Raw genomic sequence first — 15207 nt, forward strand, 5'->3', positions numbered from 1 at the left:
TCAGCGCCAGCCTCGACCAGCTCAACACCTACGCCAATGGCAACGCCGCCTACCTCGCACCACTGCTCGCCGCATCGCAGCATCTGGGCAGACTGTCGCTGGCGCGGGACAAACTGGTCAGCAGCGGGCGCAGTGAACTGGCTGCCGATGTCGAGCGCGAAGTGAGCAACATGCGCGCCCAGGCCGAGGCCATCGATGCCCTGCCCTTGCTCGGCGTGGTCGCCAGCAACGAATCGAGCAGTGACGATTTCGCCGCGTTGATGGGCATCGAAACCACCGACGAAGCCGCCGCTGAAGATGCCGGTGTCGGCCTCAAACGCGAACTCAACAGCTTGCTCGGCCGCTATCCGGCGGAACTGGCGCGCACTCGCGAGCAGATCCAGAAACGCGCCGAGCTCAGCGCCGCCACCCACGAAAAAATCGCCAGCGTGCAACACGCCATCGCCGGCCTTGAACCGGTGGTACGCGCGCAACATGGGCAGATCCAGGGCGAAGTGCGCCTGATGCAAGGCGTGATGATCGGCCTGATTCTGCTGATCGCCCTGCTCATCGATACCTTGCAGCGGCGCCTGGCCCGCACCCTGACCAACCTCGCCCCGGCATTGTCGACCTGGGCCGAGGGCGATTTCAGTCGCGACATCCAACTGGGCAAGACCAATCGCGAATTGCATGACATCGAAGCGTCGCTCAACCGCTTGCGCGCCTATCTGGTGGATCTGGTCGGCACCATTCGCGGCAACGCCGAGCAGGTCGCGGGCAGCAGCCGCACCCTCGCCGAACTGAGCAATGACCTGCACAGCGGCGCCGAACATCAGGCCGGCGATACCGCGCTGATTCGCGATTCGCTGGGAGAACTCGAGGCGACCATTCAGCAAGTGGCCGGCGATGCCCGTCAGGCTGCCGACGCCAGTCGTCATGCCGGACTGGCCGTCGAGCATGGGCAGGCTGTAATCGGCCAGAGCCTGACCGGACTGCATGCGCTGGTCGGTGAGGTTCAAGGCAATGCGCAGATGATCGAACATCTGGCAGAAGAATCAGCAACCATTGGCGGCGTGCTGACGGTGATTCGTTCGATTGCGGATCAGACCAATCTGCTCGCCCTGAACGCCGCGATCGAGGCGGCCCGCGCCGGGGAGATGGGCCGTGGTTTCGCCGTAGTCGCCGAGGAAGTGCGCTCGCTGGCACAACGCACCGCCGGGGCCACGGCGGAAATCCAGACGCTGATCGCCGGCCTGCAGACCGCCGCGCGACAATCGGTCGAAGGCATGCGCGCGCAGGTCGAACACGCCGAAGCCACGGCCAGTCAGGCGCAAGCGGCGGACGGTGCACTGGACAAAATCGTCGGCGCGATCCAGACCATCGCCGACACCGCCGTGCGCATCGCCGATGTCACCGCGCAGCAAAGTGGCGCGGTCAGCGAAATCCGCGATCACAGCGAGCGCATTCATCAATTGGGTGGGGATAACCTGCTGCGCATCGGCCAAGGGCGCGAACAGGGCGAGAATCTGTTGGTTCTCGGCGGCCAACTGCATACGGCCGTTCAGGCCTTCCGCGTCTGACGTACCACCTTCGCGAGCAGGCTCGCTCCCACATTGGAATGCATACCCCTGTGGGAGCGAGCCTGCTCGCGAAGAGGCTCTTGCCGACACCACGAATGACCGGATCAGCTCACTCGGTCACAAATTTCGCGCAAACATCGCCCATCGTGCCGCCTATTGCATGGAACTGGACAGTCACAAAGGCTTTGCGGCATAGTCGCCGGGTTCTGACGACTGCACATTGATAACAAGGACAACGCAGATGGCGACGCTACTGGTGCTGCACGGCCCCAACCTGAACCTGCTCGGCACCCGGGAACCGGGGACCTACGGGTCGACGACCCTGGCGCAGATCAATCAGGATCTGGAGCGGCGCGCCCGTGAAGCCGGCCATCATCTGCTGCATCTGCAAAGCAACGCCGAGTACGAATTGATCGATCGCATCCACGCTGCACGCGGTGAAGGCGTGGACTTCATTCTGATCAATCCGGCGGCTTTTACGCACACAAGTGTCGCATTACGTGACGCGCTGCTGGGAGTGAGCATCCCATTCATCGAAGTGCATTTGTCCAACGTGCACAAGCGCGAACCTTTCCGCCATCACTCCTACTTCTCCGATGTAGCGGTAGGAGTGATCTGCGGCCTTGGCGCCAGCGGTTACCGACTGGCCCTGGAGGCCGCACTAGAGCAGCTTGAACACCAAGCTATACGCCCCTGACCGACCCTTGGGAGTTGATGATTCATGGATATCCGTAAAGTTAAGAAACTGATCGAATTGCTGGAAGAGTCCGGCATCGACGAGCTCGAGATCAAGGAAGGCGAAGAGTCCGTACGCATCAGCCGTCACAGCAAGACCCCGGCGCAGCAGTACTACGCGCCAGCCCCGATGCAGGCTCCGGCCGCTGCCCCTGCTGCCGCGCCAGTCGCCGCCGCTGCTCCGGCTGCCGCTGCTGCACCCGCGCTGAACGGCACCGTTGCCCGTTCGCCGATGGTCGGCACCTTCTACCGCAAATCTTCGCCAACCTCGCCAGCCTTCGTTGAAGTCGGCCAGACCGTGAAGAAAGGCGACACCCTGTGCATCGTCGAAGCCATGAAGATGATGAACCACATCGAAGCTGAAACCAGCGGTGTGATCGAATCCATCCTCGTCGAAGACGGCCAGCCGGTTGAGTACGACCAACCGCTGTTCACCATCGTTTGAACCGCGGAGAGCCTTTGATGACTGCGAAGTTGGAAAAAGTTCTGATCGCTAACCGCGGTGAGATCGCCCTGCGGATTCTGCGTGCCTGCAAAGAGATGGGCATCAAGACCGTCGCCGTTTACTCCAAGGCCGACAAAGAGCTGATGCACCTGGGTCTGGCAGACGAATCCGTCTGCATCGGCCCGGCGTCCGCCGCTCAGTCTTACCTGCACATTCCGGCCATCATCGCTGCCGCTGAAGTGACCGGCGCTACCGCCATTCACCCAGGCTACGGTTTCCTCGCGGAAAACGCCGATTTTGCCGAGCAGGTCGAGAACTCCGGCTTCGCCTTCATCGGCCCGAAAGCCGACACCATCCGCCTGATGGGCGACAAGGTATCGGCCAAGCACGCGATGATCGAAGCCGGCGTACCGACCGTTCCTGGCTCTGACGGCCCGCTGCCGGAAGACGAAGAAACGGCGCTGCGCATCGGTCGTGAAGTCGGCTACCCGGTGATCATCAAGGCCGCCGGTGGCGGTGGTGGTCGCGGCATGCGCGTGGTGCACAAGGAAGAAGACCTGATCGCCTCGGCGAAACTGACCCGCTCCGAAGCAGGCGCGGCGTTCGGCAACCCGATGGTCTATCTGGAAAAATTCCTCACCAACCCGCGCCACGTCGAAGTGCAGGTTCTGTCCGACGGCCAGGGCCACGCCATCCACCTGGGCGACCGCGACTGCTCGCTGCAGCGTCGTCACCAGAAGGTTCTCGAAGAAGCGCCGGCACCGGGCATCGACGAGAAAGCGCGCCAGGAAGTATTGGCTCGCTGCGTCAAGGCATGCATCGACATCGGCTACCGTGGCGCCGGTACTTTCGAGTTCCTCTACGAGAACGGCCGTTTCTACTTCATCGAAATGAACACCCGTGTTCAGGTGGAGCACCCGGTTTCGGAGATGGTCACCGGTATCGACATCGTCAAGGAGATGCTCAGCATCGCCGCTGGCAACAAGCTGTCGTTCACTCAGGATGACGTGGTCATCCGCGGTCACTCGCTGGAGTGCCGGATCAACGCTGAAGATCCGAAGACCTTCATGCCGAGCCCGGGCACGGTCAAGCATTTCCACGCTCCAGGCGGCAACGGCGTTCGCGTCGACTCGCACCTGTACAGCGGTTATGCCGTGCCACCGAACTACGACTCGCTGATCGGCAAGCTGATCACTTACGGCGCAACCCGCGACGAAGCCATGGCACGCATGCGCAATGCCCTGGACGAAATCGTGGTCGACGGGATCAAGACCAACATCCCGCTGCACCGTGATCTGGTTCGTGACGAAGGCTTCTGCAAGGGCGGTGTGAACATTCACTACCTCGAGCACAAGCTGGCCAAACAGTCGTAAGGCTGAAGCGGCATGAAAAACCCGATCCCTGCGGATCGGGTTTTTTTATGCCTGCAACAAACCCATCAGACCATCACTGTGGAGAAGGCCTGCTGCTCGACCATTGCGGCAGATGCCCCCAGGCCAGCCTCATCGACCACCGCTCCTGCTGCGTTTTCATGTAACGGTCTGCGGGTGAACCGCCTCGTAAAGTTTCGGGCACGTATCGAGAGCCCGTCCGTGGCATAGCTCGATCTGGCGATAAGCGGGTTGTACAACCTGCCAATCTGACCAGCGGAATGCTTGAACACTCTCGAGACTCCATTGTTCAGATTCAGCACCACGCCATAGCTGTTGCCCAGGCAGGACGAGTATGACCAGTAATCCCATGTCGGCTGCAGGCCCTGTTCGCGCAACACTCGCCTGACCGGACCGCCGATGTCAGCACCCGCCGACAGCCAGTCGCCACCCACCAGCGTGGCGCGAATGTTCTGCGGTGTTCCCCCCAGACGCTCCAGCACCTGCGTGACACTTCGCTCGATCAACGGGCGAATATTGTGATCAAAATGAATGACCGCACCCACTCTCGTCGTCGGGTTATACAGCGAGGCGATGACGCAACTCTGCGCATTCAACGAAAACAGGTAGTTATCCTGCGATCCGGGACGGAAAGCCGCCACTACGGCTTCGCCCTGCAGCGCGCCGCGGTTCAGCACGGGCTCGACACCTCCAGGAAAAGCATCATTCAAATTGTTCACGCGCCCAAGGTTGCGCACGTTGCCTCCTGTGAGTCCGACCCTGGCATGTGTCCACTTGCCCCCCGGAGCAAGCTGAATCGGTTGCTGATAGATGGCGCTCGGGCGACGGGCATCGACCAGGCTCAGGCCACCGAAATGCGGATTTTCCCTGACCAGAAAGTACTTGCCTCTGTTGCGAATGTAATAGGCCGGTTGCGGCTGTGCAGCGCTGGACGGGCTGCGCCAGGTGCCGAAAAAGACGCCTTCTTCGCTCACCCTTTGCAAATGTTCGGGCGTCTTGCTGACGGCCTGCCTGGCATGAAAGCGTACTTCCCGGATCGCCGGCAGCGCGTCCCTGCGTAGCGGAGCCACGGTATTCAGACGCTCTGACAACAACGAGACAGGCCTCATGGTGTGCTTCAGACTTCTGGCCGCACCGCCCAGCCACTTGATCGCACTGCCTGCGCCGACCATGGCAAACAGCGCCCCCCACGACGCCTCCAGCCAGTGGCCGAGAGCGCCATCGATGTCGCCCTCCAGATGCGCCGCGACCGCCTGACCAGCGCTGACGGCAATGAACACGACATCGAGCAGCAAGGCAAACGGAGGGAACACCATGCAAAACGGTGCGGCTGCAAACATCAGCCCCTTGACCACTTGGCGTTCGATCATTTGCGCGCGGCTGGTGGTGATGTCCTGCACATCCGTGACCGCGCGCTCGATGTACGCGTTGAACTCGCTGCGCGCGTCAATCAGGCGCTGCGCTTCGTACAGCGTATCGACGCGTTGTTTTTTGGCCGCAATCGCATACAGGGTGCGCGACACGATGCTGCGCGCGGCAACCGGCGTACGCGCCATCAAGTAGTCATGCAAAGCGCCCGCGATGTCGCCGAACAGTGACTGATACGCACGCACCGCAATTCCGTCGGGGGCATCAGGCGTGTACAGCCACCAGGACGGCTCGGGGTTGAACGAGGTCAGGACATAAACCCCAAGCACGACGTGATGGCGCACGGTGAACCTGAACACGCCGTCACTTTCAACCATGCTCGCGCCCGGAAAATGCGTACCCGGTGCTGGTACCTCGCTCAACAGAGAGACCTGACGGACCAGCGCTGAATACACCGCGTCGCTCAATCGCGCCTGACTTCTGGCCACGCGTAAATCACGGTCCATCTTTGACAGCAGCACGTTGCGGTAGGCAAAGCGACGCGGTTCGTAGGCAGCATCACGCGGGTCGAGATATTTGCCACGAATCTCGCTGGCGTATTTTTCACCCAGCCAGGCCCGACGCAGATACAGCGCCAGATCGGCGCTGCGCACCTGGCTCAAATCCTGGCCAACCGACGATCGCACGCCTTTTTTCGGATGCTCGATGCCGGAGTTGTCATCGTAGCCGTGAATGGCCAGGTCGAGCAGCGTGGCCACCTGCTGCTTCCTGCGGTCGGCGACGCCAGGGTTGTAATCGATCAACACAGTGGCCGGATCGACCGGTTCCAGCACGTTCTTGCTGCGCATATAGGGCGTGATCGCTGCGGCAACCGAGCGCCTGGCGAAATCGACAAAAACCTCGAAACCGCCCAGCAGCTCGTTGAACACCTGCTGATGAACGATCAGTTCCTGATTCAGACTGCTGATGCGCCGGCGAGCCTCGAGCGCGAGCGTCGTGTACCAGCGCAGCGAGTTGTCCTGCTCGACCCGCTGCAGGTTGTTTGCCAGGGCCATTTTTGCAGCGGCTTCGACGCACTCGTCGAACGGCAAGGGCGTTCGTCGAAGGTCACTCTGCATGCCCCAGAGAGCAGGACTGGCCGCCGCAGCCACAAGATAATCACGTGCCGGGTGATGTGCCGTCGGCGAAAGCTGCTGCAACAGATACTCGCGACCGGATTCGCTCTGCGTCCAGCTCCATACTTCGCCGGTCAACGCCGCAATCGAAGGCAACCGGACCCACTCCTGACCGTCCGGTTTGTTGGGCGCGTACAGCACCAGGTTATTCACCGCTTGCTCAGTCTCTGCCTGGTAGAACACCAGAAGATCGGCGCATTGCATGCCGTTGGGCAGCGTCAATGCGGCCACTTGCAACGGTTTCATTGCCGCTTGCCCAGACCACATCTGCTCCAGACGCTCATGGTCGGAATCCGCCAGATGAGCTGCGCAGCGCGCGACGAATGCGCTCTGCCTGAGCCGTACGGTGAACCAGTCGATGAGTGCCTTTTGCACGTCGGTGCGCTGGTACTGCTCGGCGAGGGCGCGCAGGTAGTCCGCCGGATAATCCTGTTCCGCCAGCATGTCGGCAATGAATGCCGGCTTGAGTGACTGGTTGCGCAATGGCGCAGGACTGGTGATCTCCAATACCGCTGCGAAGTCCTGACCGATCGGCCCGCATGCCAGCAGGTCACTGAGGCTGCGATTGTGGGTCGGCTCACCGACCGCCGAGCGCCATCTGAGCCGCACGTCGATCCGGTCTGGTTCAACCGCCATGTCGAGCTTGAGCTGAATGTATTCGATGGCCTGCTGGCGGGCAAAGTCGCGCAACGAGCCGTGGCCCTGCAGCAGGTCATCGAGAGCTGCCTGCGCCAGTGACGTCTGCTCCTGATAATCGCGCAACAGGGCGCGATCCGGCTCCTTCAGCGCTTTGATCCATGACGGCAGTTGCGCGAAGGAATGCGCCTCGAGAATCTTTTTCTCTGCGCCGGTTGCCAGGGCAGTCAACCGGTACCGACGCGTGCTGCGGGCGTGAACCCGGTCGATTTTGCTGCGCAATTGATCCAGTGTCAGGCCCGCCAGTTGGTCACGGCGCAACAGTAACTCGATATCCTTGATATAGCGCCGCAGCTTGCGCTTGATCAGGCGATCAAACAGCGCTTCCTGCCCTTTTGTCGTCCAATGTTCTCGCAGGTATTTTTTGTACTGGTCGAGGAAGTGCAGCGAAACGCTATCCACCGTCCGGATCACATGCTCATGACGGCTGGACGGTAAACCGGGGTCAGCGCCCCCAGGCCAGCGAAATGGCGCGTCCTGGAGCGCCAGGAACATGACTGGCCGGCCGTCGATAAGCTTTTGCAGAATGGCGTCAAGCAGCGCAACCACAAAGCCCGGGGCGAAATGGCCGTCCGGGTAATGCCTGCGCAGTTCAGTCAAAGCGAAATGCTCCAGCGCCTCGAGCAACGTCATCTGGCTGTTCAAGCGCTTGTCGATCATCACCTGCCAGCGCGTGATGCGCAGGAGGATCTCCTGCACCGACCCCGTAGACGCAGCGGCTATCGGTGGTTTTTCTTCTACAGTCCCTTGTTGATCCGCCATGTCGTCCAGCCTTTTGTTGCGTAGAGATGAGCGCTCACTCTATTTGCCGACAAAAGTGCTCAGGCCATACATATGTATATCGCGGCCGCGAATGTGTAACAGCCAAGCGGTGTGTCCACTTTGCCGGCGACCTGGCGTAAACTGCGCGCTTTTGCAGCTTCGGGCTGCCCCACAGATTTTCAAAGGTGCCCGCCATGCCTTGGCTGCAAGTCCGTCTCGCCATCACCCCGGAACAAGCCGAAACCTACGAGGACGCATTCCTCGAAGTCGGCGCCGTGTCGGTGACTTTCATGGACGCCGAAGACCAGCCGATCTTCGAACCGGAACTCAACACCACGCCGCTGTGGTCGCACACCCACTTGCTGGCGCTGTTCGAAGGCGGTACCGAACCGGAGCCGGTTCTGGCCCATCTGGAATTGCTGACCGGCAGCCCGTTGCCCGAACATCACAGCGAAGTCATCGAAGACCAGGACTGGGAACGCAGCTGGATGGACGGTTTCGAGCCGATGCGTTTCGGCCAGCGTCTGTGGATCGTGCCGAGCTGGCACGCCGCGCCCGAGCCTGGCGCGGTCAACCTGCTGCTGGACCCGGGCCTGGCGTTCGGCACCGGCACCCACCCGACCACCGCACTGTGCCTGGAATGGCTCGACGGTCAGGATCTGAAAGGCTGCAACGTGCTCGACTTCGGCTGTGGCTCGGGGATTCTGGCGATTGCCGCCCTGCTGCTCGGCGCCAAACAAGCTGTGGGCACCGACATCGACGTACAGGCACTGGAAGCCTCGCGCGACAACGCTGGGCGCAACAATATTGCCGATGAGCTGTTCCCGCTGTACCTGCCCGAGGATCTGCCGCAAGTTCAGGCCGACGTGCTGGTCGCCAACATTCTCGCCGGCCCGCTGGTGTCGCTGGCGCCGCAACTGTCCGGTCTGGTCAAGAGCGGCGGGCGCCTGGCGCTGTCGGGCATTCTCGCCGAGCAGGGCGAAGAAGTAGCGGCAGCTTATGCGCAGGACTTCGAGCTCGACCCGATCGCCAATCGCGACGGCTGGGTGCGCATCACCGGGCGTCGGCGCTAAAATGACCGCTTGCCTGAACCGGATCGCCGCATGACCGACAGTTTCGTCACCCAATGCCCGCATTGCCAGACCAGTTTCCGCGTCAACCATGCTCAATTGAGCGTGGCGCGCGGGGTGGTTCGTTGCGGCTCCTGCCTGCAAGTGTTCAATGCCGCCAAGCAGCTGCTCGAGCAACATTCCGGCAAGGACACGGTGACGCCGCTCGCACCAGCGCTGCCTGAAGCGCCCGCGCCTGTCAGCGATTCTGCGGTCGTCGAACAGATCCCCGCACCGCGCGCCATCAGCCAGAAGCAATGGAGCGCGTCGGAACTGGATCTGGACAGCCTCGATCTGGACGAAGAACTCGCCCGCCTCGAACAGCGCGAAATCCAGCCGGCCGCCGAATTCGGCCGTACCCGCGAAGAATCCTTGAGCGCCCGACGCGACAGCCCGGAGCCGGACGAAGGCACATGGCCCGACAGCCTGTTCAGCGAGCCTGCGGATGAGCGCAGCGTAGCGCCGGATATCGAGCCGGATATCGACGGCATCGAAACCCTCGAACCCGAGCGCACCGAACCTTCGCTGTCGCTGGAGCCGGTGGATCTGGATGACGAGCCGCCGATTCCGCAATTGCGCCTGCATGACCCGATCGACCCCAACGCCCGCCGCGAACGACTGTCGGCTAGCGACGACAACGATGACGACGATCTGCCATTGATCACTTCGCCGCGCAAAAAACGCGAACGGGCCGAGCCCGGGGTGCGCGCCGAGGTCCTGCAGGATCTGACCGACGACCCGCTGCAACTGGACTGGCAGCAGCGCCGCTCGCCCTGGGGCCGGCGCCTGCTCTGGCTGGTGCTGGTGGTGTTGGCGGCCGGCGGCCTTGCCGCCCAGTACATCGCCTATCACTTCGAGGAACTGGCGCGGCAGGATCAATACCGACCGTGGTTCCAGCAGATCTGCCCGCAGATCGGCTGCACCGTGCCGTCGAAAGTCGATATCGGCAAAATCAAGAGCAGCAATCTGGTGGTGCGCAGCCATCCCGATTTCAGCGGGGCGCTGGTGGTCGACGCGATCATTTACAACCGGGCGACGTTTTCCCAGCCGTTCCCTTTGCTCGAACTGCGCTTCGCCGACCTCAACGGTCATCTGATCGCCAGTCGTCGCTTCAAACCCGGCGAGTATCTGAGCGGCGATCTCGAAGGCCTCGCGGAAATGCCGCCGCAGACGCCGATCCACATCGCCCTGGATATTCTCGATCCGGGGCCGAAAGCGGTGAATTACAGCCTGAACTTCCACTCACCGGAGTGAACCGCTTCAGCGTTTCTCGATTGACGGCATTTTTCTGACTGGATCGCGGCCAACCAAACCGTTGGCGATAACAGAATAACTGTTCAGATTTTGTTCAATTCAGCCTTTAACCAGTCATCGAGAGCGGGTATCATGCCCACCCTTTTTCGAACTCTCATGATCCGGCCCCACTTCAGGGAAGTCCTATGTCGGCGGTACGCATCGGCCCATATACATTGCAGAACGGTTTGATTCTCGCCCCGATGGCGGGCGTCACCGACCAGCCTTTTCGTCAGCTGTGCAAGCGTCTGGGCGCAGGGCTTGTAGTCTCGGAAATGGTCACCAGTGACATGAGCCTGTGGAATACCCGCAAGTCGCGCATGCGCATGATCCACGAAGGCGATCCCGAGCCGCGCTCGGTACAGATCGCCGGTGGCGACGCGCAGATGCTGGCCGATGCGGCACGGGCCAACGTCGAACTGGGCGCACAGATTATCGATATCAACATGGGCTGTCCGGCCAAAAAGGTCTGCAACAAGGCCGCCGGCTCCGCGTTGCTGAAAGACGAAGCACTGGTGACCGAGATCCTGCAGGCCGTAGTGGCCGCGGTTGATGTGCCGGTCACCCTGAAGATCCGCACCGGCTGGGATCGCGAAAACAAGAACGGTCTGAACGTGGCGAAGATCGCCGAACAGGCCGGGATCACAGCGCTGGCCGTGCATGGCCGCACCCGCGCCGATCTGTACACAGGGGAAGCCGAGTACGACACGATTGCCGCGATCAAGCAGGCCGTGTCGATCCCGGTGTTTGCCAACGGCGATATCGATTCGCCGGAAAAGGCCCGATACGTGCTTGATGCGACCGGTGCCGATGGCCTGCTGATAGGCCGGGCCGCTCAAGGGCGGCCATGGATTTTTCGCGAGATCGATCATTTCCTGCGTACCGGCGAGAAATTGCCGGCGCCGGAACTGAGCGAAGTGGAACGCATCCTGCTGGAGCATCTGGCTGCCCTTCACGCCTTTTATGGTGACGTGATGGGCGTGCGCATTGCCCGCAAGCATGTGGGCTGGTATCTCGCAACCTTGCCGGGCGCCAGGGAGTTTCGCGCCCGTTTCAATCGTTTGGATGGTACGGAAACACAATGCGCCGACGTTCGGGAGTTCTTCGCCGAGCGTTACAAGAGCCTGACAGGGGACGAAGAAGGGGTGGCCGCATGACGATGATGACCGAGACTTTAGTGAGTGGAACAACACCCGTGAGCGACAACGTGAATTTGAAACAGCACCTCAACACGCCGAGCGAAGAAGGCCAGACCCTTCGCGGGAGTGTCGAGAAGGCGCTGCACAATTATTTCGCCCACCTTGAGGGCGCGTCCGTCACGGATGTGTACAACCTGGTGCTGTCCGAAGTCGAGGCGCCCCTGCTCGAAAGCGTGATGAACTACGTCAAGGGCAACCAGACCAAGGCCAGTGAGCTGCTGGGACTGAACCGCGGCACGCTGCGCAAGAAACTCAAGCAGTACGATCTGCTGTAAGCATTCAATCAAACCAGAAAGGCGCCCGCGTAAAAAACGGTCGCCTTTTTTGCTGACTTCCTTTGCTTTTGATGGAAATTGAGATGACCGACCAGACTACCCGCCTGCCGATTCGCCGCGCCTTGATCAGCGTTTCCGACAAGACCGGGATCCTCGAATTCGCCAAGGAGCTCGAAGCTCTGGGCGTCGAGATCCTCTCCACCGGCGGAACGTTCAAGCTGCTGCGTGACAACGGCGTTGCCGCAGTGGAAGTCGCGGATTACACCGGTTTCGCCGAGATGATGGACGGTCGGGTGAAAACCCTGCACCCGAAAATCCACGGCGGCATCCTCGGTCGTCGCGGTACTGACGATGCGATCATGAACGAGCACGGCATCAAGCCGATCGATCTGGTAGCGGTCAACCTGTACCCGTTCGAAGCAACCATCAACAAGCCAGGCTGCGACCTGCCGACCGCCATCGAGAACATCGATATCGGCGGCCCGACCATGGTCCGTTCGGCAGCGAAAAACCACAAAGACGTGGCCATCGTGGTGAATGCCAGCGATTACGCCAACGTACTGGAAAATCTCAAGGCCGGCGGCCTGACCTACGCTCAGCGTTTCGACCTGATGCTCAAGGCCTTCGAACACACCGCCGCCTACGACGGCATGATCGCCAACTACATGGGCACCGTGAACCAGGCCGCTGAAACCCTGAGCACTGAAGGTCGCAGCGAATTCCCGCGCACGTTCAACAGCCAGTTCATCAAGGCTCAGGAAATGCGCTACGGCGAGAACCCGCACCAGAGCGCGGCGTTCTACGTGGAAGCCAGGCCTGCCGAAGTCGGCATCGCCACCGCGACCCAGCTGCAAGGCAAAGAACTGTCGTACAACAACGTCGCCGACACCGACGCTGCGCTGGAATGCGTGAAGAGTTTCGTCAAGCCAGCCTGCGTGATCGTCAAGCACGCCAACCCGTGCGGCGTGGCGGTCAGCCCGGATGCCGAAGGCGGCATCCGCCAGGCTTACGAACTGGCCTACGCCACCGACACCGAGTCGGCGTTCGGCGGCATCATCGCCTTCAACCGTGAACTGGATGCCGAGACCGCCAAAGCGATCGTCGAGCGCCAGTTCGTTGAAGTGATCATCGCCCCATCGGTCAGCGAAGAAGCCCGCGCCATCGTCGCGGCCAAAGCCAACGTACGCCTGCTGGCCTGCGGCGAGTGGTCGGCTGAGCGCGCCGCTGCCTGGGATTACAAGCGCGTCAACGGTGGCCTGCTGGTGCAGAGCCGTGATATCGGCATGATCAGCGCCGATGACCTGAAAGTGGTGACCAAGCGCGCGCCGACCGAACAGGAAGTCCACGACCTGATCTTCGCCTGGAAAGTCGCCAAGTACGTCAAATCCAACGCCATCGTTTACGCCAAGAACCGCCAGACCATCGGTGTCGGCGCCGGCCAGATGAGCCGCGTCAACTCGGCACGCATCGCCGCGATCAAGGCTGAGCACGCCGGTTTGCAGGTGGCCGGTTCGGTCATGGCGTCCGATGCATTCTTCCCGTTCCGCGACGGTCTGGACAACGCGGCCAAGGTCGGCATCACTGCGGTGATCCAGCCGGGCGGCTCGATGCGTGATGCTGAAGTGATTGCCGCTGCCGACGAAGCCGGCATCGCGATGGTATTCACCGGCATGCGCCACTTCCGTCACTGATACACCGATTCAAATGTGGGAGCGAGCCTGCTCGCGAATGCAATCTGCCAGCGACGTTGACGTTGACTGACACACCGCTTTCGCGAGCAGGCTCGCTCCCACATAAAGCGCTCCAGCAGCGCCTGATAGATTTTTGAGGTTTTTGAAATGAATGTTTTGATCATTGGCAGCGGTGGCCGTGAACACGCTCTGGCCTGGAAAGTGGCTCAGGATCCGCGTGTGCAGAAGGTTTTCGTTGCACCGGGCAACGCTGGCACCGCCATTGAAGCCAAGTGCGAGAACGTCGCCATCGACGTGCTGGCCCTGGAGCAACTGGCTGACTTCGCGGAAAAGAACGTTTCCCTGACCATCGTCGGCCCGGAAGTGCCGCTGGTGGCTGGCGTGGTCGATCTGTTCCGCTCCCGTGGCCTGGACTGCTTCGGTCCGACCGCCGGTGCTGCGCAACTGGAAGGTTCGAAAGCCTTCACCAAGGATTTCCTCGCCCGCCACAAGATTCCGACCGCCGATTACCAGAACTTCACCGAGATCGAGCCGGCCCTGGCTTATCTGCGTGAGAAAGGCGCGCCGATCGTGATCAAGGCCGATGGCCTGGCTGCCGGCAAAGGCGTGATCGTCGCCATGACCCTGGCCGAAGCCGAAGACGCCGTGCGTGACATGCTCGCTGGCAACTCGTTTGGCGACGCCGGTTCACGCGTGGTGATCGAAGAATTCCTCGACGGCGAAGAAGCTTCGTTCATCGTCATGGTCGACGGCAAGAACGTGCTGCCGATGGCCACCAGCCAGGATCACAAACGCGTCGGCGACGGCGACAGCGGCCCGAACACCGGCGGCATGGGTGCCTACTCCCCTGCCCCGGTGGTTACCGCCGACGTACATCAGCGCGTGATGGATCAGGTGATCTGGCCGACCGTGCGCGGCATGGCCGAGGAAGGCAACGTCTACACTGGCTTCCTTTATGCCGGTCTGATGATCGACAAGGCCGGTAACCCGAAAGTCATCGAGTTCAACTGCCGCTTCGGCGATCCGGAAACCCAACCGGTGATGCTGCGTCTGCAATCGAGCCTGGTGCTGCTGGTTGAAGCCGCATTGGCGCAGGCACTGGACAAAATTGAAGCACAGTGGGATCCGCGTCCGAGCGTTGGCATCGTTCTGGCTGCTGGCGGCTACCCGGGCGACTACGCCAAAGGCGCAGCGATCAACGGTCTGGACGCAGCGTCAGGTCTGGAAGGCAAAGTCTTCCACGCCGGCACCGCGTTGAAGGACGGTCAGGTCGTTACTGCCGGTGGTCGTGTACTGTGTGCCACTGCCATGGGCGCCACCGTGGGTGAAGCTCAGCAGCAGGCCTACAAACTGGCCGCTGCCATCGACTGGGAAGGCTGCTTCTACCGCAAGGACATCGGCTACCGCGCCATTGCCCGTGAACGCGGCGAAACCCAGGAGTAAGCGATCCATCAGGCCCGGCGCGGGATGCCATTCCTCGCCGGGCTGTTCGGTCGTCGCGCATCGTTA

11 protein-coding genes are annotated in these 15207 nt (G+C 61.5%); 10 read left to right on the forward strand and 1 reads right to left on the reverse strand.

Going from position 1 to position 15207, the window contains the following annotated elements; genetic code table 11:
- Positions 1–515 precede the first annotated feature (515 nt).
- The 4 genes from J2Y39_RS26555 to accC all read left to right on the forward strand — a co-directional run bounded on the left by J2Y39_RS26555 (position 516) and on the right by accC (position 4112).
- Positions 516–1559: a methyl-accepting chemotaxis protein gene (locus tag J2Y39_RS26555; RefSeq protein WP_409037437.1), complete on the forward strand. Its 1044-nt coding sequence runs from the start codon at positions 516–518 to the stop codon at positions 1557–1559.
- 241 nt (positions 1560–1800) lie between these two features.
- Complete coding sequence (gene aroQ, locus J2Y39_RS18705) at positions 1801–2256, forward strand: type II 3-dehydroquinate dehydratase (protein WP_016771861.1); 456 nt, start codon at positions 1801–1803, stop codon at positions 2254–2256.
- 24 nt (positions 2257–2280) lie between these two features.
- Positions 2281–2739: an acetyl-CoA carboxylase biotin carboxyl carrier protein gene (accB, locus tag J2Y39_RS18710; RefSeq protein WP_016771862.1), complete on the forward strand. Its 459-nt coding sequence runs from the start codon at positions 2281–2283 to the stop codon at positions 2737–2739.
- Positions 2740–2756: 17 nt separating this feature from the next.
- Entirely contained in the window at positions 2757–4112 is a 1356-nt protein-coding gene (gene accC, locus J2Y39_RS18715; protein ID WP_024011424.1) for an acetyl-CoA carboxylase biotin carboxylase subunit, read from the forward strand.
- Positions 4113–4177: 65 nt separating this feature from the next.
- Here the strand turns inward: accC and J2Y39_RS18720 are convergent, their stop codons facing one another.
- Positions 4178–8131, reverse strand: a complete 3954-nt coding sequence (locus tag J2Y39_RS18720; protein ID WP_310219135.1) for a type III effector 1 — start codon at positions 8129–8131, stop codon at positions 4178–4180.
- A gap of 194 nt (positions 8132–8325) precedes the next feature.
- Here J2Y39_RS18720 and prmA point away from each other — a divergent pair, with 194 nt between their 5' ends.
- From prmA to purD, 6 genes are all read left to right on the forward strand, one after another.
- Positions 8326–9204 (forward strand): 50S ribosomal protein L11 methyltransferase, encoded by an 879-nt coding sequence (prmA, locus tag J2Y39_RS18725; RefSeq protein ID WP_310219136.1) that lies wholly within the window; start codon positions 8326–8328, stop codon positions 9202–9204.
- Between the two features lie 30 nt (positions 9205–9234).
- Positions 9235–10494, forward strand: coding sequence for a DUF3426 domain-containing protein (locus tag J2Y39_RS18730; RefSeq protein WP_095180915.1), 1260 nt, complete (start codon positions 9235–9237; stop codon positions 10492–10494).
- Positions 10495–10679: 185 nt separating this feature from the next.
- On the forward strand, positions 10680–11690 hold the full coding sequence (gene dusB, locus J2Y39_RS18735) for a tRNA dihydrouridine synthase DusB (protein ID WP_016771866.1): 1011 nt from the start codon (positions 10680–10682) through the stop codon (positions 11688–11690).
- On the forward strand, positions 11687–12007 hold the full coding sequence (gene fis / locus J2Y39_RS18740; RefSeq protein WP_002555375.1) for a DNA-binding transcriptional regulator Fis: 321 nt from the start codon (positions 11687–11689) through the stop codon (positions 12005–12007). Before dusB ends, fis begins: the two co-directional genes overlap by 4 nt.
- Positions 12008–12090: 83 nt before the next feature.
- Positions 12091–13698 (forward strand): bifunctional phosphoribosylaminoimidazolecarboxamide formyltransferase/IMP cyclohydrolase, encoded by a 1608-nt coding sequence (gene purH, locus J2Y39_RS18745; RefSeq protein ID WP_310219140.1) that lies wholly within the window; start codon positions 12091–12093, stop codon positions 13696–13698.
- Positions 13699–13845: 147 nt separating this feature from the next.
- Positions 13846–15141, forward strand: coding sequence for a phosphoribosylamine--glycine ligase (purD, locus tag J2Y39_RS18750; RefSeq protein WP_041480674.1), 1296 nt, complete (start codon positions 13846–13848; stop codon positions 15139–15141).
- Positions 15142–15207 lie beyond the last annotated feature (66 nt).

This window comes from Pseudomonas sp. 2957 (assembly GCF_031456345.1).
Lineage (GTDB): Bacteria > Pseudomonadota > Gammaproteobacteria > Pseudomonadales > Pseudomonadaceae > Aquipseudomonas > Aquipseudomonas siliginis.